The organism is Dactylosporangium aurantiacum, assembly GCF_000716715.1.
In the GTDB taxonomy this organism is placed as follows: domain Bacteria; phylum Actinomycetota; class Actinomycetes; order Mycobacteriales; family Micromonosporaceae; genus Dactylosporangium; species Dactylosporangium aurantiacum.
The window spans coordinates 325,541-349,754 of sequence record NZ_JNYJ01000007.1 but is presented as its reverse complement, the minus strand read 5'-3'; the positions used below and the strand labels follow the sequence as shown (position 1 = coordinate 349,754).

23 protein-coding genes and 1 tRNA gene are annotated in these 24,214 nt (G+C 72.0%); 9 read left to right on the top strand and 15 right to left on the bottom strand.

The genetic code is table 11. From position 1 onward, the window contains the following. Positions 1-44: 44 nt before the first annotated feature. The 6 genes from OP18_RS10305 to OP18_RS10280 are packed head-to-tail and all read right to left on the bottom strand — an operon-like array spanning position 45 to position 4,378. On the bottom strand, positions 45-722 hold the full coding sequence (locus OP18_RS10305; protein WP_033358508.1) for an urease accessory protein UreD: 678 nt from the start codon (positions 720-722) through the stop codon (positions 45-47). Continuing rightward, positions 719-1,414: an urease accessory protein UreG gene (ureG, locus tag OP18_RS10300; RefSeq protein ID WP_033358507.1), complete on the bottom strand. Its 696-nt coding sequence runs from the start codon at positions 1,412-1,414 to the stop codon at positions 719-721. Before ureG ends, OP18_RS10305 begins: the two co-directional genes overlap by 4 nt. Continuing rightward, positions 1,404-2,063, bottom strand: a complete 660-nt coding sequence (locus tag OP18_RS10295; RefSeq protein ID WP_033358506.1) for an urease accessory protein UreF — start codon at positions 2,061-2,063, stop codon at positions 1,404-1,406. Before OP18_RS10295 ends, ureG begins: the two co-directional genes overlap by 11 nt. Positions 2,064-2,067: 4 nt before the next feature. Continuing rightward, the gene (locus OP18_RS10290) at positions 2,068-3,777 is read right to left on the bottom strand and encodes an urease subunit alpha (protein WP_033358505.1); all 1,710 of its coding nucleotides are present in this window, start codon (positions 3,775-3,777) and stop codon (positions 2,068-2,070) included. After that, entirely contained in the window at positions 3,774-4,079 is a 306-nt protein-coding gene (locus OP18_RS10285; RefSeq protein WP_033358504.1) for an urease subunit beta, read from the bottom strand. Before OP18_RS10285 ends, OP18_RS10290 begins: the two co-directional genes overlap by 4 nt. Then, positions 4,076-4,378 carry an urease subunit gamma gene (locus OP18_RS10280; RefSeq protein WP_033358503.1) on the bottom strand — a complete coding sequence of 101 codons (303 nt, stop codon included), beginning with the start codon at positions 4,376-4,378 and terminating at the stop codon, positions 4,076-4,078. The genes OP18_RS10285 and OP18_RS10280 overlap by 4 nt, the downstream gene beginning before the upstream one ends. Positions 4,379-4,568: 190 nt before the next feature. Between OP18_RS10280 and OP18_RS10275 the strand changes: the two genes are divergently transcribed. The 3 genes from OP18_RS10275 (at position 4,569) to OP18_RS10265 (ending at position 7,485) form a co-directional block, all read left to right on the top strand. Further along, a complete protein-coding gene (locus tag OP18_RS10275) occupies positions 4,569-5,492 on the top strand; it encodes an AAA family ATPase (protein WP_052386480.1) in 924 nt (307 codons plus the stop codon). Between the two features lie 47 nt (positions 5,493-5,539). Beyond that, positions 5,540-5,821, top strand: a complete 282-nt coding sequence (locus OP18_RS10270; RefSeq protein WP_033358502.1) for a YiaA/YiaB family inner membrane protein — start codon at positions 5,540-5,542, stop codon at positions 5,819-5,821. 557 nt (positions 5,822-6,378) lie between these two features. Next, positions 6,379-7,485 carry a hypothetical protein gene (locus tag OP18_RS10265; protein WP_033358501.1) on the top strand — a complete coding sequence of 369 codons (1,107 nt, stop codon included), beginning with the start codon at positions 6,379-6,381 and terminating at the stop codon, positions 7,483-7,485. Positions 7,486-8,368: 883 nt separating this feature from the next. Here OP18_RS10265 and OP18_RS52225 read toward each other — a convergent pair. From OP18_RS52225 to OP18_RS10250, 3 genes are all read right to left on the bottom strand, one after another. After that, complete coding sequence (locus OP18_RS52225; protein WP_052386479.1) at positions 8,369-9,568, bottom strand: DedA family protein; 1,200 nt, start codon at positions 9,566-9,568, stop codon at positions 8,369-8,371. Positions 9,569-9,739: 171 nt separating this feature from the next. After that, positions 9,740-9,997: a UBP-type zinc finger domain-containing protein gene (locus OP18_RS10255; RefSeq protein ID WP_052386478.1), complete on the bottom strand. Its 258-nt coding sequence runs from the start codon at positions 9,995-9,997 to the stop codon at positions 9,740-9,742. Continuing rightward, positions 9,994-11,562: a Na+/H+ antiporter gene (locus OP18_RS10250; RefSeq protein ID WP_033358500.1), complete on the bottom strand. Its 1,569-nt coding sequence runs from the start codon at positions 11,560-11,562 to the stop codon at positions 9,994-9,996. The genes OP18_RS10255 and OP18_RS10250 overlap by 4 nt, the downstream gene beginning before the upstream one ends. 162 nt (positions 11,563-11,724) lie before the next feature. Here OP18_RS10250 and OP18_RS10245 point away from each other — a divergent pair, with 162 nt between their 5' ends. The 3 genes from OP18_RS10245 to OP18_RS10235 are packed head-to-tail and all read left to right on the top strand — an operon-like array spanning position 11,725 to position 14,965. After that, entirely contained in the window at positions 11,725-12,939 is a 1,215-nt protein-coding gene (locus OP18_RS10245) for a PP2C family protein-serine/threonine phosphatase (RefSeq protein WP_052386477.1), read from the top strand. Next, positions 12,936-14,516, top strand: coding sequence for a sensor histidine kinase (locus OP18_RS10240; protein ID WP_033358499.1), 1,581 nt, complete (start codon positions 12,936-12,938; stop codon positions 14,514-14,516). Before OP18_RS10245 ends, OP18_RS10240 begins: the two co-directional genes overlap by 4 nt. Further along, positions 14,513-14,965: a response regulator gene (locus tag OP18_RS10235; RefSeq protein ID WP_033358498.1), complete on the top strand. Its 453-nt coding sequence runs from the start codon at positions 14,513-14,515 to the stop codon at positions 14,963-14,965. Before OP18_RS10240 ends, OP18_RS10235 begins: the two co-directional genes overlap by 4 nt. Before the next feature lie 54 nt (positions 14,966-15,019). On the opposite strand, the gene OP18_RS10230 is transcribed toward OP18_RS10235, so the two are convergent. From OP18_RS10230 to OP18_RS10210, 5 genes are all read right to left on the bottom strand, one after another. Beyond that, entirely contained in the window at positions 15,020-16,381 is a 1,362-nt protein-coding gene (locus OP18_RS10230; RefSeq protein ID WP_033358497.1) for a dipeptidase, read from the bottom strand. A 301-nt stretch (positions 16,382-16,682) separates the two neighbouring features. Then, positions 16,683-17,759: a M48 family metallopeptidase gene (locus OP18_RS10225; RefSeq protein ID WP_033358496.1), complete on the bottom strand. Its 1,077-nt coding sequence runs from the start codon at positions 17,757-17,759 to the stop codon at positions 16,683-16,685. Positions 17,760-17,834: 75 nt separating this feature from the next. Then, on the bottom strand, positions 17,835-18,449 hold the full coding sequence (locus OP18_RS10220) for a uridine kinase family protein (protein ID WP_033358495.1): 615 nt from the start codon (positions 18,447-18,449) through the stop codon (positions 17,835-17,837). Next, complete coding sequence (locus OP18_RS10215) at positions 18,446-19,942, bottom strand: cobyric acid synthase (protein WP_052386517.1); 1,497 nt, start codon at positions 19,940-19,942, stop codon at positions 18,446-18,448. The genes OP18_RS10220 and OP18_RS10215 overlap by 4 nt, the downstream gene beginning before the upstream one ends. A 172-nt stretch (positions 19,943-20,114) precedes the next feature. Then, positions 20,115-21,131, bottom strand: coding sequence for a cobalamin biosynthesis protein (locus tag OP18_RS10210; protein WP_052386475.1), 1,017 nt, complete (start codon positions 21,129-21,131; stop codon positions 20,115-20,117). A 120-nt stretch (positions 21,132-21,251) separates the two neighbouring features. Here OP18_RS10210 and OP18_RS10205 point away from each other — a divergent pair, with 120 nt between their 5' ends. The 3 genes from OP18_RS10205 (at position 21,252) to OP18_RS10195 (ending at position 23,419) form a co-directional block, all read left to right on the top strand. Further along, positions 21,252-21,791, top strand: a complete 540-nt coding sequence (locus tag OP18_RS10205; RefSeq protein WP_156089397.1) for a DUF1444 domain-containing protein — start codon at positions 21,252-21,254, stop codon at positions 21,789-21,791. Between the two features lie 154 nt (positions 21,792-21,945). After that, positions 21,946-22,827, top strand: coding sequence for a single-stranded DNA-binding protein (locus OP18_RS10200; protein WP_033358492.1), 882 nt, complete (start codon positions 21,946-21,948; stop codon positions 22,825-22,827). Positions 22,828-23,346: 519 nt separating this feature from the next. Then, positions 23,347-23,419: transfer RNA gene (locus OP18_RS10195), tRNA-Arg, on the top strand. Between the two features lie 198 nt (positions 23,420-23,617). On the opposite strand, the gene OP18_RS10190 is transcribed toward OP18_RS10195, so the two are convergent. Continuing rightward, positions 23,618-24,061, bottom strand: coding sequence for a hypothetical protein (locus tag OP18_RS10190; RefSeq protein ID WP_033358491.1), 444 nt, complete (start codon positions 24,059-24,061; stop codon positions 23,618-23,620). Positions 24,062-24,214: the final 153 nt, after the last annotated feature.

Genomic DNA, 24,214 nt, shown 5'->3' with positions numbered 1-24,214 from the left:
TCGATGGCAGTAGACGCCCGCGCGGTTACTGCCGCTTTGCTCCTCTATTGCGGCGGTGTAACCAGCGGGTCGGTGAACCGGCGGGTCTCGGTGAGGTCCCGGCCGAGCACGGTCGCGACGGACCCGCCCTTGGCGAGGGCCATCACGGCGGCCGTCGGCGTGCCCTGCGCCGGAGGAGTTCCGCCGGTACGGAACACCGTCGACAGCACCCGGGCGGCGCCGAGGGCGGCCGTGGTGACGTCGCTGCGGTACAGGGGACGGCCGTCGCGGCGCAGCACGGTGGACAGCGTGACGTCGCCGGGCGCCTCGCCGTGCCGGCCGCAGACGAGGTCCTCGCGCCAGATCAGCTCGGCGGTGCCGTCGAGGTCCACAGTGGACCTCGTGGTGTGCCGGCAGCCGGCGGCCGCGATGAGCGGCTCCGGCAGCCACAGCAGCCGGCCGCCGTCCGCGACGCTGACGCTGACCGACAGCAGCGACGGCTCGCCGAACCGGCCGGGCAGCGCGATGCTCGCCGCGACCGTGCGCACGACGAGCCGCGCGCCGGGGCCGACCTCGATCTCCATGGTGAGCTCGTCACCGCCGAGCGGGCCCGCCGCGCCACCGACGAAGTGCACCTCGTCCGGCCCGGTGCGTCTGGGCAGCAGCGGCGCCTCGCCCTTCAGCACCCGCAGCGCGGTGCGGCCGCGGTCGGACTCGGCGACGACCCGCGCGGCGGCCTTCACACGAGGCTCCGGACCCACTCCTGGACGGGCTTGGCGGTCGGGTCCTCCACCAGGGACAGGAACACCGTCGGCAGCGTGCCCCGCCGGGCCGCCGCGTCGCGGTCCATCACGCCCAGGTCGGCGCCGACCAGCGGGGCCAGGTCGGTCTTGTTGATGACCAACAGGTCGGCGGTGGTGACGCCGGGACCGCCCTTGCGCGGCACCTTGTCGCCGCCGGCCACGTCGACCACGAAGATCTGCCGGTCGATCAGGCCTTTGCTGAACGTCGCGGTGAGGTTGTCGCCGCCGCTCTCCACGAGGACCACGTCGAGCGGGCCGAGGCTGTCCTCCAGCTCCTCGATCGCGTCGAGGTTGGCGGAGATGTCGTCGCGGATCGCGGTGTGCGGGCAGCAGCCGGTCTCCACCGCACGGATCCGCTCCGCCGGCAGGACCCCGTTGCGCAGCAGGAAGTCGGCGTCCTCGGTGGTGTAGATGTCGTTGGTGACGACGGCGACGCTCAGGTCCGCCGACAGGGTCCGGCACAGCGCGGCGACCAGCGCGGTCTTGCCGGAGCCGACCGGCCCGCCGATGCCGATACGCACGGCCCGCCGGGCGTCCCGCACGTCGGCCAGCGGCGCGTGCGGGTCGACGTCGGGGTGCGGGTGGGTGTGCGGCGTCTCGTCCGGCCCGTGGGTGTGGTCTTCAGGATGCAAAGAGTCGTACCTCCCATGAGGCGTGGTCCTCGGCGGACACGTCCAGCAGCGGCGACGACGCCGCTGGGAGGTCCGCCGCGGGGCCACGCGCGGTTTCGGTGGCTTGTCCTGCGACGTCGTCGCACTGCGCGCCGAGCTCCGCGAGGAGCCCGTGCACCTGGTACGGGTCCAGGCCCAGCAGGCGCACGGCGGCGCTCGCCGGCCCGGACACCGCGTGATACGCGCTGACCCAGGCGGCCTCCGCGGGGGTGCAGCCCGCCGCCTGCGCCACCACGCCGAGCGCGACGGGCTGGTGCAGGCCGCCGCGGTACGTGCCGGCGCGGGTCACGTGCGGGCCGGGCCACACGACGGCGGCGGCCCGGCACAGGGAGCGGCCCTGCCGCCGGGACGCCAGGCGCAGCGCGGGTGACGGGGTCCGGGCGTCGAGCTCGTCCTCCAGCTCGTCCATCGTGTCCGGCCGGGCGCACGCCGCGGCGGTGAACGCGGCGCCGACCAGGCCGGCCGTGTGCAGCCGGCCGACCAGGAACGCGCGAAGCCCGTCGAGGTCGCGCACCCGCTGCCGCACGACGGCCGCCTCGAGCCCGCCGGAGTGCGCGTGGCCCCCGGACGGGAAGCGGCCGTCGGCCAGGATGAGCAGTTGCGTCTTCATGGCTTCAGAACAGGAAGTACCGCTGGGCCATCGGCAGCTCGGTCACCGGGTCGGGCTCGACGACCTCGCCGTCGATGCGGACGGTGAACGTGTCGGGCTCCACCTCGATGCGCGGCAGCGCGTCGTTGCCGGGCATGTCGGCCTTGCCCCGGCCGCGGGTGTCGGCGACGGCGGCCAGCCGGCGCCGCAGGCCGAGCCGGTCGGCCAGGCCGTCGTCCAGGGCCGCCTGCGCGACGAACGCGAGGCTGGTCGCGGGGGCCGCGGCGCCGTACGCGCCGAACATCGGCCGGGACAGGACCGGCTGCGGCGTCGGGATGGACGCGTTGGCGTCGCCCATCGCGCCCCAGGCGATCGCGCCGCCCTTGATGACCGCGTGCGGCCGGACCCCGAAGAACGCCGGGTCCCACAGCACCAGGTCGGCGAGCTTGCCCACGGCGACCGAGCCGACCTCGGCGTCGATGCCGCTGGCGACCGCCGGGCAGATGGTGTACTTCGCGACGTACCGCTTCACCCGCTCGTTGTCGGCGGCGCCGTCGCCCGGCAGCGGCCCCCGGCGCCGCTTCATGACGTGCGCGGTTTGCCACGTGCGCAGGACGACCTCGCCGACCCGCCCCATCGCCTGCGAGTCCGAGCCGATGATCGAGATCGCGCCCAGGTCGTGCAGCAGGTCCTCGGCGGCCATCGTCGAGGGCCGGATCCGGCTCTCCGCGAACGCCAGGTCCTCCGGCACGCTCGGGTTGAGGTGGTGGCACACGATGAGCATGTCGAGATGCTCGCTGAGGGTGTTGCGCGTGTACGGCCTGGTCGGGTTCGTCGAGGACGGCAGCACGTTGGGGTGCGACGCCACGGTGATGATGTCGGGCGCGTGCCCGCCGCCGGCCCCCTCGGTGTGGTAGGCGTGGATCGACCGGCCGGCGATGGCCCGCAGGGTCTCCTCGACGAAGCCGGCCTCGTTGAGCGTGTCGGTGTGGATGTTGACCTGCACCCCGGAGGCGTCGGCGACCCGCAGGCAGGCGTCGATCGCGGCGGGCGTGGTGCCCCAGTCCTCGTGCAGCTTGAACCCGCCGGCGCCGCCGCGCAGCTGCTCCCACATCGCGGCCTCGGACACGGTGTTGCCCTTGCCGAGCAGCAGCACGTTGACCGGCCACGGGTCGAGCGCCTCGAACATCCGCGCGAGGTGCCAGGCGCCCGGCGTGACCGTGGTGGCCTTGCTGCCCTCGGCGGGCCCGGTGCCGCCGCCGACGATCGTGGTGATGCCGCTGGCCAGGGCCTCCTCCAGGATCAGCGGCGCGATCAGGTGGACGTGGCAGTCGATCGCGCCGGCGGTGAGGATCCTGCCGTTGCCGGCGACGATCTCCGTGGACGGTCCGATGACCAGCGCGGGGTCGACGCCGTCCATGATGTCGGGGTTGCCGGCCCGGCCGATGCCGACGATCCGCCCGTCGCGGATGCCGACGTCGGCCTTGACGATGCCCCAGTGGTCGACGATGACCGCACCGGTGATCACGGTGTCTGGGGTGCCCTCGGCCCGGGTCGCCCGGGACTGGCCCATCGACTCGCGGATCACCTTGCCGCCGCCGAAGACCGCCTCGTCGCCGCCGGCGCAGTGGTCCCGCTCGACCTGGATCAGCAGGTCGGTGTCCGCGAGGCGGATCCGGTCGCCGGTGGTCGGCCCGTACAGGTTGGCGTACCGCCGCCGGTCGAGCTCGGTCACAGCGCTCCTCCAGCTCTGCCGCGCAGCCCCGGGACGATCCGGTTGCCGGCCAGGGGTACCAGGACGACCTCACGGGACACGCCGGGCTCGAAGCGCACCGAGGTGCCCGCGGGCACACCGAGCCGGTGCCCCCAGGCGGCCTCGCGGTCGAAGGACAGCGCCTCGTTGGCCTCGGCGAAGTGGTAGTGCGAGCCGACCTGGACCGGCCGGTCGCCGGTGTTCTCCACGGTGAGCGTCAGCTCGGCCCGGCCGGCGTTGATGACCACCGGGCCGTCGCCCGGCAGGATCTCGCCCGGGATCACGGGATCGGGTGGTGGACGGTCACCAGTTTGGTGCCGTCCGGGAACGTGGCCTCCACCTGCACCTCGACGAGCATCTCGGGCACTCCCTCCAGCACGTCGTCGCGGCCGAGCACGTGCCGGCCGGCCTCCATCAGATCGACCACCGTCCGGCCGTCGCGGGCGCCCTCCAGCAGGAACGCCGTGATGATCGCGACCGACTCCGGGTAGTTGAGCCGCAGGCCGCGGTCCTTTCGGCGTTGCGCCACGTCGGCGGCGACGTGGATCAGCAGGCGCTCCTGTTCATGGCGGGTCAGGAACAACGACGGCCTCCCGGGCTTCGGTGGTGGCGAGATGCTGCCAGACCGATGTTTCCTCAGCATTACGCGGAATTCCATTCGCTTTCGAAAATTGCACGGGAATGCCGATTCCGGCACCCTGCAAAGGGTGCAACCCGGGCGTGTTAGGCTCCTGACCTGGACTGCCCCATGGGGACTACCTAGAGAGTTGCGCATGAGCAATCACCGGTCCGTCGTCATCAACGGCGACCTCGGCAGTGGCAAGAGCACCGTTTCCGTGGAGCTCGCCGGCCGGCTCGCACTGCGTCGCATCAGCGTCGGCGACATGTACCGGCAGATGGCCGAGGAGCGCGGCATGACCGCGCTGCAGCTCAACCTCCACGCGGAGCTCGACGACGCGATCGACAGCGCGGTCGACGAGCTGCAGAGCAACATCGCCAAGTCCGGTGAGCAGCTCATCGTGGACAGCCGACTGGCCTGGTTCTTCTTCCACGACGCGTTCAAGGTCCACCTCATCACCGAGCCCAACGAGGCCGCCCGCCGGGTGCTCGCCCGCCCGCACAGCGAGGTCGAGCGCTACGCGACGCTCGAGGAGGCCAAGGAGCGGCTGCACGGCCGCAGCGAGAGCGAGCGGGTGCGGTTCCTCACCCGGTATGGCGCCGACAAGCTCCGCCTGCGCAACTACGACCTGGTCTGCGACAGCACCCGCGCCCGCCCCGACGAGATCGTCGGGATGATCGTGGACGCGTTCGAGGGCCGCCTCGGCGGGGACATCCTGCGCGAGCGCCCGCCGCTGCTGCTGCTCGACCCGATGCGGGTGTACCCGACCCGCCCCGTCGACCCGGCCGACCGCGCCTTCGTCGAGGAGATCGGCGACGCCGGGGCGCGGTCCCTGGAGCCGCTCACGATCGGCCACTGCGGCCCCGACTACTACGTCATCGACGGCCACCGCCGGCTCAGCGCCGCCGTGCAGAACGAGTTCCGCCTCGTCCCGGCGAGCCTGCTGGCCGAGGGCGAGGAGCCGGTGACCGGGCGGCTGAGCGCCAACGACTACTTCCGCGTCCACGTCACCGACGAGGTGGTCGAGGCCTGGCAGCGGGCCCACAAGATCGAGCTGCCGGTACCCGCCCTGAGTTGAGTAGGCCTACTCAGGCCCTTTCCTTCGGCGCCGCCGAGACTCGTGGCATGACAACACCAGTGCCCACGAAGACCACCACGGCGTTCTTCCTGCAGTCCGCGGTCTCGTTCGGGGTCGCGGTGGTCGGCCTCGGCGTCGGCATCGCCTATCTGCCGGTCAACACGTGGATGCGGGCGTTTCTCGCCATCGGCCTGCTCTACACCGTCACCTCGGCCTTCACCCTCGCCAAGTGCGTCCGGGACCACCAGGAGTCCACGGCGGTCGTGCAGCGCGTCGACCAGGCCCGCCTGGACAAGCTGCTCACCGACCACGACCCGTTCCGCGCGTGACCTGCCGCTTCATCCCGCTTCGACCGTATTTCTGACGCCCGGGGCCATCGCCCCGGGCGCCGTCGCATGGGTGATCGGCTACGTCACACCCGCAATGACTAGGCCGGACGGCTATCTGGCTGTATGGTTCAGCGCAGCGTGAGGACCTTGAGGACCGCGCTGTGTCACGTGCGCACGATCGAGTGATCTAGGCCACTCTCGGCGCGCGCCGATATGCCCGATCCGGGGCGATCGTGGCGTTTTCCAGTCGTGCTATTTCTTAGGCCCGACTTAAGAAAGCTAAAGGTGCCGACGACGGCACGCCCGAGGGTTTCACTCCCCCGGCGAACCGTGGCATGCTTCGACCCGGAAAACGTTACGCAAGGTTGTGAGCGACGTACCGAACGCCGATCTTGACGGCATTGCCGAAAATGAATCGCACCCGGTTTCTCGCAGGACATATGCAGTCGAAAGTAAGGAGCGGAATCACCAACCGAGCATTCACGCCGAAAAGCTACGACAGGCCTGAGGCCGCGTCGACTGACGGATGTCGACTGATCCGGGAGGATTCCCCGCACATGAACACGCACCACAACTCTCCGACCACCGTGACCCGCAGCGCGTTACGCCGCACCAGCGTCGGCATCGTCGCCGCGGCGCTGTTCGCCGGCGGCGCCCTGAGCGCCTGCAAGGACCTGCCGGCGACCGGTTCGGCCGGCCGCCCGACGACCAGCCCCGTCGCCGGCACGCCGTCCACCTCGACCAGCGTCGCGCCGGTCTCGTCCACGTCGCCCTCGGCGGCGTCGCCGTCGCCCTCCAAGAGCGCCTCGACGAGCCCGAAGCCGCCGGCGCCCGGCGGTGGCGGTGGCGGAGGGGTGCCGCCGACCTACACGGTCGCCGGCTTCCCGGCCGCGAACAACACCGGCTACCCGCAGGGCCTGCCCGGTGACACCCGCAAGAAGGTGACGCTGACGCCGTACACCGGCCCCATGACCATCACGGTCGCCGGCACGGTCATCGACGGCAAGGACATCAACGGCCACCTCGAGATCAAGGCCAAGAACGTGACGATCCGCAACAGCCGGATCCGCGTCGCCAACGTCCAGGCCGTCACGTCCACCGACGACAACGCGAACCTGCGCATCGAGGACACCGAGATCGACGGCCAGCTCAAGGACGCCTCGACCGGTGGCATCGCCCTCATCGGCCGCACCGGCTTCACCCTCCTGCGGGTCAACGCCCACGGCTCCGGCGACATCCTGCGCATCGACGGCCGCGGCACGGTCCAGGACTCCTGGCTGCACGACCCGGGCGGCACCGGCTCCGCGCAGCACAACGACGTCATCCAGTCGACGAACGCGTCCTACATCCGGATCCTGCACAACCGCCTGGAGAACCAGCACACCCAGACGTCGTGCATCCTGCTCAAGGCCGACATCGGCTCGATCAGCGACGTCGTGGTCGACAGCAACCTCATGAACGGTGGCGGCTACTCGTTCTACTGGTACGACGCCAACTACAAGATCACCAACGGCAAGGTCACGAACAACAGGTTCATGCGCCAGTCCGGCGGCGGTTTCTGGCCCAAGGGCGGCTACTACGGCACCCAGGCATTCCAGGCGTCGCAGCTTCCCACGTGGAGCAACAACACCTGGAACGACAACGGCCAGCAGATCAAGATGTGACGTAACGGGACCATCAGGCAGGGGCGCGGCACCGGTTCTCCGGCACCGCGCCCCTGCCTTTTCCGCTGCTTTCTTGCGGGTTTACCGGGGCCACCGCCGTCTCGGCGCGGCCCTTTGCGTGTCTGCCGGTCGTGCCCTTTGGCGGGTCGTCGCACTGACGGGTGATCGGGGCGCGGCCATTCACCTCCGCGCTTCCCCGCGCTTTCGAGGTTTCCACCCGACGCATCCGCCGCGCCGCTCAACTGCCGTGTTGCCGGCCCGATCCCGGCGGCAGCGTGTTCGCTCCACCCCGTCGCGCCCACCGGACGGCCGCGGCGGCGCGCCACGCCGTTCGGTGCGTCTGAGGTCCGCTCTCTCTGCCATTCTCCGGGGCGAATCCGAAATATCGGTTGCCGTGCGCGCTGACCGGCAACGGGGCGGCAAGGAGTTCCCGGCCCGGCCACCCCGAGCCAGGATGGGTCACGACAAACCCCGCGCACCCCTGACCCGGGTCCGGGCCCGGTCGGCTCAGCCGGCGTTCTGCAGACCGTTGACCTGCACGACAACCGACTCGGCGGCAGCCACGGCCGCAGCGGCGACGAGCACCTCGACCGCGGCCATCGGCTCGACACCCGTACCACGACCCGACCACCCGAGCCAAGACAGGCCACGACAAACCCCGCGGCACCCCTGACCCGGCTCCGGGCCAGTCGGCTCAGCTGGCGTTCTGCAGACCGTTGACCCGCACGACAACCGGCTCTCGGCGGCAGCCACGGCCGCAGCGGCGACGAGCACCTCGACCGCGGCCATCGGCTCGACACCCGCACCACCACCCGACCACCCGAGCCAAGACAGGCCACGACAAACCCCGCAGCACCCCTGACCCGGCTCCGGGCCAGTCGGCTCAGCTGGCGTTCTGCAGACCGTTGACCTGCACGACAACCGACTCGGCGGCAGCCACGGCCTCAGCGGCGACGAGCACCTCGATCGCGGCCATCGGCTCGGCGGCCGCGAGGGTCTCCATCGCCGTGCGGCGGCAGCGGCGGCGCACCGGCTGCGGCGCGGCGGCCACGACCGGCATGCCCGGTGCCCCGCGCATCGCCCGGCCGATGCCGGCCAGCGTCGCGGCCAGGCACGCGCCGACGACGGACCGCCCGCGAGAGCGGCGACCGGCGCCGGCGGCCGACGCCGCCCGCCCGTCCTTCCCACCGCCGGCCGGACCCCCAACGACCAAAGCCAAACCAGTCGAAGCGGCCGCCGCACCAGTGGCCGCCGAACCGGCGGCAACAGCGGCGTCCCGCGGCGCCGGAATGTCACCGGCGCGGGAAGCTGCCGCGTCCGTCGGCGCCGCCAGCATGTCCGTCGGCACGGCAAGCATGTCCGTCGGCGCGGCCAGGAAGGCGTCCCGCGCGGCAGCCGCCGTCGGCGCCGCGGCCGGGGGCTCGGTGGCGAAGGCGGCGACGACCGCCACGCCGGCCGGACCGGCGGCGGCAGCCGTGGCCGTCGCGCGCTTGCGCAGGCGGCCGGCGAGGCCCAGCAGCGGGGCACCGGCGAGGAAGAGCAGCGCGGCGGCGGCGACCAGGGTCAGCGGCAGCCACGACGAGTCGGCGATCGCCTCGCCGCCGAAGTGGCCGAGCAGGGCGCCGTAGGAGGCCCACAGGGTGGCGGCGACCACGTCGTACGTGGCGAAACGGCTGGTCGACACGCCGTTGCGGCCGGCGTAGATCGCGGTGATCATGCGACCGGCGGGGACGAAGCGGCACAGCAGCACGGCCAGGAAGATGTGCTTGCGCATGGCCTCGTTGAGGCGCAGGGTGATCGCCCTGGGCTTGCGGCGGGTCAGGCGCTGCGGCGCGTCGGCGTCGCGGCGGGCCAGCCGGCGGCCGACCAGGAACGCCAGGAGGTCACCGGAGACGGCGCCGAGCGCACCGGCGGCGACGAGCAGCAGCAGCTGGACGTGGCCCGTGGTGGAGAGGATGCCGCCGCCGATCATCAGGGCCTGGGCCGGGACGACCGGGATGAACGCGTCGACGGTGAGCAGAACCAGAATGGTGGCGTAGAGAACGGTGGGAGCAGCCACCAGATCCATGATCGCGTCTACCATGTCCCGCTCACCATGGTCCGCCCCCTACCCCGTTGTCAGTCGGCCATTCCCCGTTGACCATGGCAACACGAATGCACCCGACTCCATGCCCAACTGGAGATGATTGTGTCCGGCGTCTCCTTAGAAAGGGCTGAGAACACGCATACCCGCAGGTAGGACGTCACGACAGGGTCAACCGATGGTCTCGTCCAGGTAACACCAGCGCCAGAACTCGCCGGGCTCGATCGACTGCATGACCGGGTGGTGGGTGGTGAGGAAGTGCTGGGTCGCGTGCCGCCGCGGGGAGGAGTCGCAGCAGGCGACGTGTCCGCAGGTGAGGCACTGTCGCAGGTGGACCCAGTCGGAGAAGCCCATGGCCACGCATTCCGGGCAGCCGTCGACCTCCGGGGCGTCCACCTTCTCCGCCGCTTCGATGTGCGCGCAGGTCACAGATCTCCTCGCTCCAGCAGTGACTCTTCCAGGTCCATGTCGCGCTGCGCCTGGCGCAGCGTCTCCTCGGGAATCTTGCCGGTGTCGCGGGCCTGCCGGAAGACCTCCCGTTCGGCGTTCAGCATCTCGCGGCGCAGGCGGGCGTACGCGGCCGACGGCGTTTCCCGATCGGACCGGCCGAGGCGCTCCCAGGCGAGGTTGGACCGGCTGAGCGCGACCTGCCGCAGCCGCTCGACCACTCCTTCGGGGGCGTCCTCGGCCACCTCCTCCAGCCGGGCCTTGCCGGCGCGGCTCGCCTCGTGCTGCACCGACGCCTCCGCGAGCGCGTCCTCCTTCTCGTCGTCGCCGGGCACGTTCAGCCACCGGGCCACCGTCGGCAGTGTCGCTCCCTGCAGTACCAACGTCGCGACGATCACACCGAAGGCGAGGATCACGAAGAGTCCTCGCGGATAGTGCCCGGCCGCGGCGGGCGCGGGCAGCGACAGCGCGGCGGCGAGGGTGACCGCGCCCCGCATGCCGGCCCAGGATATGACGGCCGGGGCGGCCATCGCCGGGGCCGGGTCGCGGCGGCGGACGCGTGGGATGAGGCGGGCGAGGTACACGGTCGGGAACAGCCACACGATCCGGGCGACGACCACGACGCCGACGACCGCGGCGAGGCAGCCGACGGTGAACCAGAACGACCGCTCGACCTCCTGGATCAGCGCCCGCAGCTGCAGCCCGACGAGGAGGAAGACCGCCCCTTCGAGCAGGAACTTCACCATTCGCCAGAAAGCATCCATCTGCAGCCGCGACGCGGCCGACATCAGCGTCGGCATCCGGTGGCCGAGGGCGAGCCCGCAGACCACGACCGCGACGACGCCGGAGGCGTGGATGCGCTCCGCCGGCAGGAACACCAGCCACGGGGTGAGCAGCGACAGCGCGTTGTCGATGAGCGGGTTCTCGACGCGCTTGTGCAGGAATCCCAGGACGATGCCGCCCGCGACGCCGATGGCGACGCCGCCGATGACCGCGATCGAGGCGGTACGGGTGATCGACCACGCGTCGACGGCCTCGCCGATCGCGGCGGCGACCGCGACCCGCAGGGTCACCAGCGCGGTGGCGTCGTTGATGAGGCTTTCACCCTCCAGCACGGTGACGATCCGCCGGGGCAGGCCGATGCGCCTGGCGACCGCGGTCGCCGCCACGGCGTCCGGCGGCGCGACGACGGCACCCAGCGCGAAGCACATGGCGAGCGGCACCCGCGGCAGGAGCATGTGCAGGGTCAGGCCCACGGCCACGGCGGTGAACAGGACCAGCCCGACCGCGAGCAGCAGGATCGGCCGGAGGTTGAAGCGGAACGCGGGGACGGAGGTCTCCAGCGCCGCGACGTACAGGATGGGCGGGAGAATACCGAGGAGCACCACCTCCGGGTCGAGCTCGACCTCCAGCACCCCCGGGATGAAGGAGATCGCGATGCCGACGAGGACCAGCAGGATGGGAGACAGCACACCGATGCGGCGGGCCACCACGGAGGTGGCGACGACGACCGCGATCAGTCCGACGATGTTCTCGAGCCCGTGCACGCGCGAAAGCCTATCCACCGGTAGGACGCAGCAGGAGTATGTGACGGCGGCCACGGTGCCTGAGACACTGCACCCGCACGTGCAGCGAGCCGTCAGGTAGGGAAGGATCGTCCCCATGTGTGCCGCGCGACAACTAACCGCCCCTTTGGCAGGGGTGTGAGCATGGCCGACGTCGGCACGACGATCGACCTGCGCAACCGGCGGCTGGGCCTGCGCATGGGCGAGCGCATCCGGGTGCTGCTCATCGAGGACGATCCGGGGGACGCGTTCCTCGTCCAGGAGCTGCTCGCGGAGGCCGACGCGCCGTTCGACGTGCAGGTGGCGCAGACGATGCGGGAAGCTCGCCCGCTGCTGCGCGAGGCACACTGCGTCCTGCTCGACCTGGGCCTGCCGGACGCGAGCGGGCTGGACGGGCTGCGGCAGGTGCTGCAGGAGGCCGGCCGGGTGGCGGTCTGCGTGCTCACCGGCCTGGAGGACGAGCACCTCGGCACCGCCGCGGTCGCCGAGGGCGCCCAGGACTACCTGGTCAAAGGCGCCGTCGACGGTACGGGGCTGTCGCGCGCCGTCCGGTACGCCGTCGAGCGTAAACGCGCCGACGAGCAGGCCAGGCTGCTGCGCGAGTCGGAGCTGCGGCAGGCGGAGTCGGCCCGGCTCGAGCGGGGCCTGCTGCCCAAGCCGATCATGGCCGGGGTCGAGGCCGACCTGTGGTCCATCTACCGGCCCGGACGCGACCGGGGGCTGCTCGGCGGCGACTTCTTCGACGCCATCGGCGCCGACGGCACCCACCTGCACCTGCTCATCGGCGACGTGTGCGGGCACGGGGTGGACGAGGCCCCGCTCGGGGTGGCGCTGCGGGTCGCCTGGCGCGCCCTGGTGCTGGCCGGGGTGCCCGAGGACCACATCCTGGACTCCCTGGAGCAGGTGCTGGTGAGCGAGCGGCGCTCCGACGAGCTGTTCGCCACCGTCGCGGTCGCCACCGTGAACCTGGCCGAGGGCACCGCCCGCATCCGGCTCGCCGGCCATCCGCCGCCGATCGTCATCGCCGGCGACCGGGTCGAGCCGTGCGACGTGCAACCCGGCCTCGTGCTGGGGGTCATGCCCGGGGTGCCGCGCCCGGCCACCGAGGTGCGCCTGGGCGCCCCGGGCTGGCAGCTGCTGCTGTACACCGACGGCCTCATCGAGGGAGCCGCCACGCCCGACGCGTCCGGCGGCGAGCGGCTCGGCATCGAGGGCATCGTCGAGGTGCTCAAGGACCCGGGCCGCGCCCGCCCCCGTGACCTGCCGGTCTGGCTCGCGGCGCAGGCCGAGGGCCACAACGGCGGGCCGCTGTCCGACGACATCGCCGTGCTGCTGCTGGACCCGAGGAGCGCGGGATGAATCCCACCACGTGGTCCCTCTGGCGCCGCATCATCGCGCTGTGCGCGGTCGTCGCGGGCCTGCTCGGGCTCATCGCGGTCAGCGCCACGATCACCGCCGGCGCCAACCGGGCGGACACGACGAAGGTGATGGACCGCCTCACGCCCGCGCTGGTCAACACGGAGGTCCTGTACTCGCAGCTGCTGCGCCAGCAGACCAGCGCGCGGACGTACCTGCTGACCGGCCGGGACAGCGACCTCGACGCGTACCGGGCCGCGCAGCAGACGGAGACCGAGGTCATCGCCGACCTGGAGCGGCTGCTGGCCGACGAGCCCGACCTGCTCACCGCCGTGCACGACATCGCGGCGGCGACGTCACGGTACCGCCGGGAGGTCACCGAACCGCTGATCGCGCAGACCCGCAGTGATGGGCCGAGCGCGGAGCGTGCGACGCCGACGGACGCGTCGCGGGCGGTGTACACCGCGGCGTCTGACCGGATCAACGCGCTGCGCACCGGGGTGAGCACGCGTCGTGACGTGGTGGCCAAGCAGGTGCGCTCCACCGGCAACACGCTGATCCTGCTGCTGGTCTTCGCTGGGATCGTGATCATCGGGGCCGGCGCGGCCCTCGCGCTGCTGCTGCGGCGGCTGGTGACGCGGCCCGTGGTCGACCTGGCCGCGGAGGTGCGCATCGTCGCGGCCGGCAACTACGACCACGAGATCACCGGCGGCGGGCCACCGGAGCTGTCCGCGCTCGCCGCCGACGTCGACACGATGCGCCGCCGGATCAACACCGAGCTGCGCGACGTGGTCGAGGCGCGCCGGCTGGTCGAGGAGGCCAACCGGATGCTCGAGCAGCAGGCCGCCGAGCTGACCAGGTCCAACCGCGACCTGGAGCAGTTCGCCTACGTCGCGTCGCACGACCTGCAGGAGCCGCTGCGGAAGGTGGCGTCCTTCTGCCAGCTGCTGCAGCGCCGGTACGCCCGGCAGCTCGACGAGCGCGCCGACCAGTACATCGCCTTCGCCGTCGACGGGGCGCAGCGCATGCAGCGGCTGATCAACGACCTGCTCGCCTTCTCCCGGATCGGCCGGCTCACCTCGGGCTTCACCGACGTCGACCTGAACAAGGTCGTCCTGGACGCCGCCGAGCAGTTCGAGTCGCAGCGCCAGAGCACCGGCGCCGACATCACCTTCACCGGGCTGCCCGTGGTCCGGGGCGAGGAGCCGCTGCTCGGCGCCCTGTTCAGCAACCTCATCGGCAACGCCCTGAAGTTCCGCCACCCCGACCGCACCCCGCGCATCGTCGTGTCCAGCACGCGCGTCGACGACGAGTACGAGATCAGCGTGCAGGACAACGGGATCGGGATCGAACCGGAGTTCGCCGACAAGGTCTTCGTCATCTTCCAGCGGCTGCACGCCAAGGACGCCTACCCGGGCACCGGCATCGGCCTCGCCATCGCGAAGAAGATCGTCGAGTACCACGGCGGGCGGATCTGGATCGACCCGTCGCCCGCCGAAGGTACGCTGTTCCGGTTCACGCTCCCTGTGCCCGCGCTCGACGCGCCGCCCGCCCCGCTGCTTGAGGAGTCCGTTCAATGACCGCACCCAGGGAGTCGTCCCTGCCGATCGAGGTGCTCCTGGTCGAGGACGACCCGGGCGACGTGCTGATGACGCAGGAGGCGTTCGAGGAGCACAAGGTCCGCAACAAGCTCAACGTCGTGCAGGACGGCGAGGAGGCCCTGGCGTACCTGCGCCGCGAGGGCCCGCACGCCGACGCGGCCCGGCCCGACCTGATCCTGCTGGACCTCAACCTGCCCCGCGTCGACGGCCGGCAGGTCCTGCAGGCCATCAAGGAGGACCCCGAGCTGCGGCGGATCCCGGTGGTGGTGCTGACCACCTCGCAGGCCGACGAGGACATCCTGCGCAGCTACTCGCTGCACGCCAACGCCTACGTGACGAAGCCGGTGGACTTCGACAGTTTCATCGCGGTGGTACGGCAGATCGACGAGTTCTTCGTGAGCGTGGTGAAGCTGCCCCCGCGCGGGTGATTGTTCCTCTCCGCACGGGGGCTTTGTCGCCTTCTGGGGGCTTTGTCCTCTTCGTCAGGCCGTGTGCGCGACCCTTGCCACCTTGGCCAGCAGCAGCGCCTCGGCCACGCAGACCCGCTCGAACTCGCCCAGGTGCAGGCTCTCGTTCGGCCCGTGCGCCCGGGTGCTCGGGTCCTCGACGCCGGTGACCAGGATCGCCGCCTTCGGGAAGAGCTCCTGGAACGTCGCGATGAACGGGATCGACCCGCCGACGCCCATGTCGACCGGCGCCACACCGTCCCACGCCTCGGCGAACGCCTGCCGCGCCGCCTCGAACACCGGTCCCGTCGCGTCGATCACGCACGGCTCCCCGAGCTGCTCGAGCGTCACCGTCACCTGCGCCCCCCACGGCACGTGCCGCTGCAGGTGGGCGGTCATCGTGTCGTACACCCGCTGCGCGTCGTCGCCGGGCGCGATCCGCACGCTGAACTTGGCCTTCGCGGCCGGGATCAGCGCGTTCGGCGCCCCCTCCGTCGGCGGCGCGTCGATGCCGAGGATCGAGATCGCCGGACGGGTCCACAGCCGCTCGACCAGCCGCCCGGTGCCGATGAACTCGACCCCGTCGAGCATCCCGGCCTCCTCACGGAACCGGTCCTCCGGGTAGTCCAGCGGCGCGCTCGGGGTGCTGACCAGCCCCTCCACCGCCACGTCCCCCGCGTCGTCGTGCAGCGAAGCGATCAGCCGCGACAGCGTGATCAGCGCGTCGGGCACCGCCCCGCCGAACATCCCGCTGTGCACCGCCTGCTCCAGCACCCGGACCTCGAAGAACCCGTTGACGATCCCCCGCAGCCCGGTCGTCAGCGCCGGCTGGCCGACGTCCCAGTTGCCCGAGTCGGCGATCACGATCACGTCGGAGGCCAGCTCGTCGCGGTGCTCCCGCAGCAGCTCCTCCAGCGACTCGGACCCGAACTCCTCCTCGCCCTCGATGAACAGCACCACCCCGACCGGCAGGTCGTCACCGAACGCCCGCAGCGCCGCGATGTGCGCCATCACGCCCGCCTTGTCGTCGGCGGTGCCGCGCCCGTACAGGCGGCCGTCGCGCTCCTGCGGCTCGAACGGGTCGCTCAGCCACTGCGACCGGTCACCGACCGGCTGGACGTCGTGGTGCGCGTACAGCAGCACCGTCGGCGCCCCGGGCGGCGCCGGCCGCCGGCCCAGCACCGCGGGCTGCCCACCCTTGCGCACCAGCCGCACGTCGGGAATCCCCGCCCCGCGCAGCAGCTCCGCCACCGCCTCGGCGGACCGCTCGACGTGGCTGTGGTCGAACCCGGTGAACGCGATCCCCGGAATGCGCACGAGGCGCTCCAGGTCGGCCCGGACACCCGGCATCTCCCGCCGGATCGCGGCGCGGAGCTCTTCGTCGGTGAGCACTGTCATACCGGGAACTTACTGCGCCAGCCAGCAGCCCGTGCCGTGGGTCCCGGTTCCGGGACGCCCCGCCGGACGTTTCCGGGGCGCCCAGCCGGACCTTTCCGAAGCCTGGCACCGCTGGCTCCGGCACCGCTGGCTCCGGCACCGCTGGCTCCGGCACCGCTACAGTTCGGCCTGCCGTCGGCGCCGCTGCCGGCCCGCCCCTGGCGCTGCCGCCGGCACACCCGCGGCTTCCCCCGGTTTTAGGGCTGCTCTCACCCCGACCGCGCGTACTGTTCCCCCGTCTCCGACCTGGCTTGCCGCTGCTCTACTGCGGTGACTTGCCCTCCGTGCTGTCTGTGCCGTTGCTGTTGCCATTGCCGCGCATCCAGCCGCGCATCCTGCCGGCGCCGGCGCCGACCCAGTCGCCGACCTCCGACGCGCCGTCGCCGAGCTTGCGCAGCAACGCCACCAGCGGATCCTGCGACCGCGAGAACGCCTCCCGGTACGACGCGGCCGCCGCCTTGATCTCCTCACTCACCGACGCGTCCCCGTCGTCGGAGCGGCGCGGGTACTCCCCGCCGAGAATCCGCTGGTACTCCCCGCTGTCGATCCACGCCCGCACCTCGGCGGCCCGCGCCACCGGCATCGGGTGCGACCGCGCGGTCACCATACGGATCTTGATCAGGCTGTCCCGCAGGTCACCGGCCCGCTCGAACTCCGCCGCCTGCTCCAGGAACGCGGTCGTGTCGACCTCCGACAGGTCCCCGCCGCCGGCCAGCTTCATCGACAGGCGCAGCGACGCCGCCGGGTCCTGGCAGGCGAGCAGCCCCGCCCGGTCCGCCGACAGCTCAGCCTTGCGCCACCACTCCATCAGCGCGGCCACGATCGCCCGCAGCACCATCGAGCCGACCGGCAGCCACGACAGCCGCACCGCCCAGTCCGTCAGGATCAGCACCATCGTGCGGTACACCGCGTGCCCGCTGATCAGATGCCCGAGCTCGTGCCCGAGCAGGCAGCGCAGCTCCTCGTCGTCGAGCAGCTCCAGGCAGCCCCGGTTGATCACGATGAACGGCTTGGACATGCCGATGCACATGCCGTTGATCGCGCGGTCGCTCTGCACGTACAGCTCGGGCAGCTCGGCGAGGTCCAGCGACGCCGCGGCCTCCGCCATCAGCCGGTGCACCCGTGGGAACTGCCGGTGGTCCACGCGGATCGCGTTGCCGAGGAACTCCAGCCGCCACGCCCGCTCATTCCACAACGCGTGCAACGACTTCAGCGCGTCGTCGAACCCGCGCAGCTCGCGCAGCGCCACCAGGGCGCCCCTGTCCGCGGGGTGCTCCCAGGCCCGGGAACTGATCCCCGTCAGCACCACCCGCCGGCGTTGCACGTCGTTCGTGGTCATCCGCTCCGCCTCCCCGTCGCACCCGGGTCGTGCCCGGCCGCCTCTCGGATCGTCCCCCACCCGCGCAACCGGCGTCTACCCGCCCGTCAGGATGAAGTACTCGTGCTGTAGATCGTGTTCCGCGCCTGGCGCGCCGTCGACGTGCACGTCGACGGCCCGCAACGCCGTGCCGTCCGCGAAGAACCGGTCCTCGGCGGCCATCCACCGCTCCCACTGCGGCCGCAGCGCCTCACCGTCACGGATCAGCCCCCGCTCGAGCCGCAATTCCGCCGGCGCGTGGACGCACACCGCCAGCGTCAGGTCCGCCATACCCGCACTGCCCACGCCCTCCACGACCAGCACGTCGGGTCGCCGCAGCGGCTCCCACTCCTCACGCAGCCGCTCGGCGGCCCAGTCGTACCGCCGGTAGCGGGCGTCCTCACCCGCCCTGAACGGCGCGAACACCCACTCCTCCAGCCTGGGCCGCCACGCCAGCAGCTCCGCCCACCCGTCGAGGAAGTCGTCGGTGTGCAGCTCGGCGACGTCCGCGCCGGCGCGCCGCAGCGCCCGGGCCAGCCGCCCCGCGAACGTGGTCTTCCCCGACCCGGCCCGCCCGTCGACCGCCACGAGCCGCACGTCCCCGAGCCGCGGATCCCGGCCGAGGACCTGTCTCGCCAGCCCGCCGTACGTGCCCACCCCCTGGCTGCTCATCGCGACCCCGCCACGGCGGTGCGCAGGCCGGGCACCACGGTCGGCAGTCCGGCGGGCGCGCCGCCCTCGATGAGCCGCCACAGCGCCTCGGTGTCGAGGTGCTCCTCGACCAGGTCTCCCAGCACGTCCACGGTGCGCTCCCGCAGCGCGGCGAACGACGTGTCCGGCGCGACCTCGAACCCGTGCCGCCCGGCGAGGCGCGCCGCCTCGGTCAGGAACGCCCGGCGGAACCCGTCGGTCTCGAACGCCCCGTGCCAGTGCGTGCCGAACACGTTGCCCACCACGGCGCCCTCGCCCGTGCCGTCGGCCAGCCGGATCAGTGGCGTCAGCCCGTCCGCCGCCCGGCTGACCAGGCCGTGGTGGATCTCGTACCCGCGCACCGGCTGCGACCCGAGGCCGGTCCCCGCGACCCGGCCGAGCGTCTTCCGCGCGGCGAACGTGATCTCCACCGGCAGCAGTCCCAGCCCCGGCACGTCGCCGCGGCGGCTCTCCACCTCGTCGAAGATCCGCTCGGACAGCATCTGGAACCCGCCGCAGATGCCCAGGACGGGCCGGCCCGCCGCCGCGTGGGCCAGCACGGCGTCCGCCAGGCCCCGCTCCCGCAACCACCGCAGATCGTCCACAGTGGACTTGCTGCCGGGCAGCACCACGAGGTCGACGTCGGCGAGGTCGGCCGGCTCGACCGTGAGCCGCACCTGGACACCCGGCTCGGCCGCGAACGCCTCGGCGTCGGTCGCGTTGGAGACCCGGGGCAGACGGACCACCGCGACCCGCAGCCACTGCCTGCCGCGCGGCGCCGCCGGCCGGCCGAGGACCCGCCCGTCGTACGCGAGGGAGTCCTCACCGTCGAGCCAGAGGTCGTTGGACCACGGCACGACCCCGAGCGTCGGCCGTCCGGTCAGCTCCGTGAGCGAGTCGACACCCGGCTGCAGCAGCCCCGAGTCCCCGCGGAACTTGTTGATGACGAACCCCGCCACGAGCGACTGATCGTCGGCGTCGAGGAGGGCGAGCGTGCCGTACAGCGCGGCGAACACCCCACCCCGGTCGATGTCGCTCACGACGATCACTGGCAGGTCCGCCGCACGGGCGAGACCCATGTTGGCCAGGTCGCCCGCCCGCAGGTTGATTTCCGCCGGGCTCCCGGCCCCCTCGCAGATCACCACGTCGTGCTTGGCCCGCAGCTCGCGCAGCGTCTCCATGACCGTTTCGCGCAGCCGGTCCTTGATCTCGTGGTAGTTGCGCGCGCCGATCTGCCCGGTGGCCTGGCCGAGGACGACGACCTGGCTGGTGCGGTCGGAGCCCGGCTTGAGCAGCACCGGGTTGAACCTGACGCTGGGCTCCAGCCCGCACGCGTACGCCTGCAGCGCCTGCGCCCGTCCGATCTCCCCACCGTCGACGGCGATCGCCGAGTTGTTGGACATGTTCTGCGCCTTGAACGGCGCGACGTCGACGCCGCGCCGGCGCAGCCAGCGGCAGATGCCCGCGGTCAGCATGCTCTTGCCCGCGTCGGACGTGGTGCCGGCGACCAGCAGCCCGCTCACTTCATACTCCCGATCAACCCGGCACGACCTCTGCCCGTCGCACTTGTGTCCGCCACGTTGCCCGCCGCGCCTTTCCCCGTCGTGCGTCCGACATCTGCGCCCCGCCGCCGCACGGCTTCCGCACTCACAGCTCACGCCCCGCGGCTTCCGCCGTGGCGGCTCCCGCCCTTGCGGCTCCCGCCCTTGCGGCTCCCGCCCTTGTGGCTCCTGCCCTCGCGGCGCAGGCGAGTCCCAGGGCCGCGGCGCCGACGACGAGCGACAGAACCGCCGCCCGCCGCACGTCACGCGGGCCCGGTGGCCCGCCGTCGCCGAGGTGCGGCCGCTCCTCCACCCGGGAGCCGTACACGTTGCGGCCGCCCAACCGAACGCCCAGCGCCCCCGCGGCCGCCGCCTCGCACTGCCCGGAATTCGGGCTCGGGTGCCGCCCACCGTCGCGCAGCCACACCCGCAGCGCCGCACCGGAGCGCCCGCCGACGACCGGCGCCGCGGCCACCGTCAACGCCGCCGTGACCCGCGACGGCACCAGGTTGGCCAGGTCGTCGAGGCGCGCCGACGCCGTGCCGAACCTCGCGTACCGGGCGGACCGGTGCCCGACCATCGCGTCAAGGGTGTTGACCGCGCGGTACCCCACAATGCCCGGCAACCCGGCGACCGCGCCCCAGAACAGCGGACCGACCACGGCGTCCGACGTGTTCTCGGCGACGGACTCCACCGTCGCGCGGGCCAGCTCGGGCGCCCCGAGCGCCGACGGGTCGCGGCCGCAGAGATTGGGCAGCTGCGCCCGCGCCGAGTCCAGGTCGCCGCCGTCGAGCCGGTCGGCCATCACGCGCCCCTCCCGGGCGAGGCTCGTGCCACCCAGCGCGGCCCAGGTCGCGCCGGCGACGAGCACGGTGCGGGCGACCGGCCTGCGCCGGGTCAGCCATGCCGCCAGCGCTGCCAAGGTGACCGGCACGCCGACCGCCACGGCGGTGAACCGGGCGCCCGCCGGCCGCGCGTCAGCATACGTGTGCCGCTCGACCGCGCCCGCGAACCGCCCGAACCCGGCGACAGGGTGCCACCTGCGCGGATCGCCGAACATCGCGTCCAGCACGCCGCCCAGGAGCATGCCGATCGCGTCGGCCTGGAGTCGTCGAAGCACCATGCGCGGGACACTACCGACCCCCACCGACAATTTTTCGCGGCGGCCCACGGACGCACTAGCAAGCAAATAGTGCAAAAACAAGAGCTTGTCTCACATCGGTCACCGTCCTACTTTGCATGCGTGCAGCTCACGCTCCTCCCCGTTCTTGCACCGCTTCGCGACATCCGCCGCGACGACGTGCACGCGCCCGTGCTCGACGAGTTCATGGGCGGCCTCGGAGTGGGCTACAGCTACGGCCCGCCGTTCGGGGACCGTCTCGTCACCTGGGCCGACCTGCAGCGTATGGAGATGCCGAGGCGGATGCTGCGCCGCCAGGCCGCGCACAACCTCGACGCCCGCCTCGGCGCCGCGCAGGTCCACGGCCAGCCGCCTGCGCTGATGCTCCAGTTCGACGGGATCGCATCGACGCTGCTGCTCGCCGAGGCGTTCTGGGCGGGTCTGGAGCGTGCCGTGCCCGGCGAGCTCGTGGTCGGCGTCCCGGCGCGCGACGTGGTGATCGTGACCGGTTCGCAATCCCCGCCCGGCCTCGCGAAGGTCCGGCGCGCCATCGACCGTGTCTTCTTCGCCGGTGACCCGCATCTGCTGTCCCGCAAACTGCTCGTGCGCCGCCACGGGGCCTGGGAAGTGTTCACCCAGAACCTCGCCCACGCTGCGTTCTGATGCTGTACCGCGTGCGCGTACCACACCATCAACGCTGACGCGACGTTGTCCACAAGCGGTCGGTTATCCACAGATCCGGCCCCGGCCGCGAGCGCCGACGACCCGACCTGACCGATGCTCCATCCCGAGTCCAGAACACGGGAGGGAGACGGACATGAACGAGACGACCATGACCATCGTCGGCAACGTGCTCAACGAGCCTGAATGCCGGCGGATCGAGCAGGGCGGGCAGCTGGTCACCCACTTCAAGGTCGCCGCGACGGCCCGGCGCTACGACCGCCACCAGGAGCGCTGGGTCGACGGCGACCAGTTGCGGCTGCGCGTCAACTGCTGGCGCCAGCTCGCGGAGAACGTGATGCGCTGCGTCCACGTCGGTGACCCGGTCATCGTGACCGGACGGCTGTCGAGCCGGACCTGGGAGACCGAGGAGCACGTCAAGCGGGTCAGCTACGAGCTGGAGGCCGCCACTGTCGGGCACGACCTGACCCGCGGCCGGGCCAAGTTCGCCCGGGTCCGGGCCAACACGTCGACCAGCACCATCGACGACGAGCTGGCGGAGACCCGGATCGCGGGCCAGCCGTCCACCCCGGTGGCGGCGTTCAACGACCTGCCCCGCCAGCGCGACTACGACGCCGAGCTGGGCGGCTTCGTCACCACGGTGCAGGAGCCGGCCCCGGACCTCAGCCACGACCCGTTCGCCGACGACGTCCTGGCCGAGCTGGACAGCGCGGTCAGCGCCGCCTTCGACGGCTCGGCATTCGCCGCGATGGCGGGTCTCACCGCACCCGCCGACGCCGGCCAGCTCACGGCGGCCGACGCCGTCCCCGACGACGCGTCGCAGCTCATGGAGGGCGGTGTCGTCCCGCACGACGCATCGCAGCTCACGGAGGGCGGCGCGGCGGACGAGGAGGACGCCGACGACGAGTCGGACGGCTCGGGTGACCCGGACAGCGGCACCACGCCGGCCGAGCCGGGCGAGGCGAGCGGCAACCGGCGCCGGCGTAGCCGGGGCGGGCGGGTTCCGGTGCCCGCCTGAGGCACCAGGTGGGTCGTGACGCCGTGCCATCAGCCGTCACGACCCACCGCCGGCTCCCGCGTCGCGGCACCACCGGCCCAGCGTCGCGGCACCACCGGCCCAGCGTCGCGGCACCACCGGCCCAGCGTCGAGTGATGGCCAGACCGGCGTCGTGCACCGCTGGACCGGCGTCGTGGCACCGCCAGGCATGCGCAGAGCACGACCGTGGGCAATTGTCGGCTGGCGGACCTCCGTCGCTGCGACAATGCGCCCGAGAACCCGGGCGGCCTTGACCTGGTGAAGGCGAACGCGCGCTCACCGACGCCCGCCGCGGTAAGTCTCCACTCCGCCCTCAGAGATCAACAACGAAAGGTGATCCGAACGACCCGAAGCGTGATCGTGCCGCCTTCCGCTGCGAACCGCGCCGCGCGCCAACGGAACCCGCTTGTGCCCCAGGGCGATGAATGCTGTCCTGGGAACGTCGATTTGGCTCCCCACAAGCGAATCCTCCGCCGCAAGCGGTAGCCTGTCCGACGACATGCGCTCGTAGCTCAGCGGATAGAGCAGGGGACTTCTAATCCCAAGGTCGTAGGTTCGATCCCTACCGGGCGCACCGTACTGACCAGGCCATTTGTCCGGCCTGGACCAAATGAACGACGCCTCGCTGAGGGTGGTCGCAGGGGTGCCGGCGGCATCTCACCGACGCCGCACCGGGCTCGTCCGTCTCCGAGCCCGGTCACCGTCCACCGCACCGCCGGGATGACATGGCGTGACGTGCCGAGTGGTCAGGCAGACGCGGCATGGCGGCAGCTCAACTCGCCGAGACGTAGGCGAGGTACGACCCCCACCGCCAGATGCCGTCCTTGCTGGGGTACATCGGCGTCTGGGACGTCACCGGGGCGTTCGGATGGTACTGGCTGGTGAGCGTGACGGTCTGCAGGTAGAACCCGCTCTTCGGGTACAGGCAGTTCTGCCAGGTGTACCACGCGTGCTCGAGGTGGACGGTCGGGAAGAACGTCCCGGTGAACACGGTGGAGCCGCCGAACTCCCAGTCCCACCCCAGCTCGTAGGTCCCCTCGGCGAGCTCGATGGGGATGGTCACGCAGGTCGGGTCGTTGGCGTAGGTCGGGTACGCGACGAGATACTGGTTCGTGCGGTGCCATGCCGTGTCGTAGGCCTTCGCGGCGGCCGGCGTCATCGCCACGGCGATCACCACGGCCGTCGCCGTCACCAGCAGGCGCTTCAGTATGCGCAAAGTCGCTCCCAAGAACGTTCCGTCCGGCGGACGATCACCGTAGCCAATGACCCTCTTCGATTTCTATCACCTCGCTACGGCACCGCTGCGGCCGTACGGGGGCTAACCGGACCACGAAGACGGTGGCCAGGGGGTGTGCCGTACGGCTCGCGA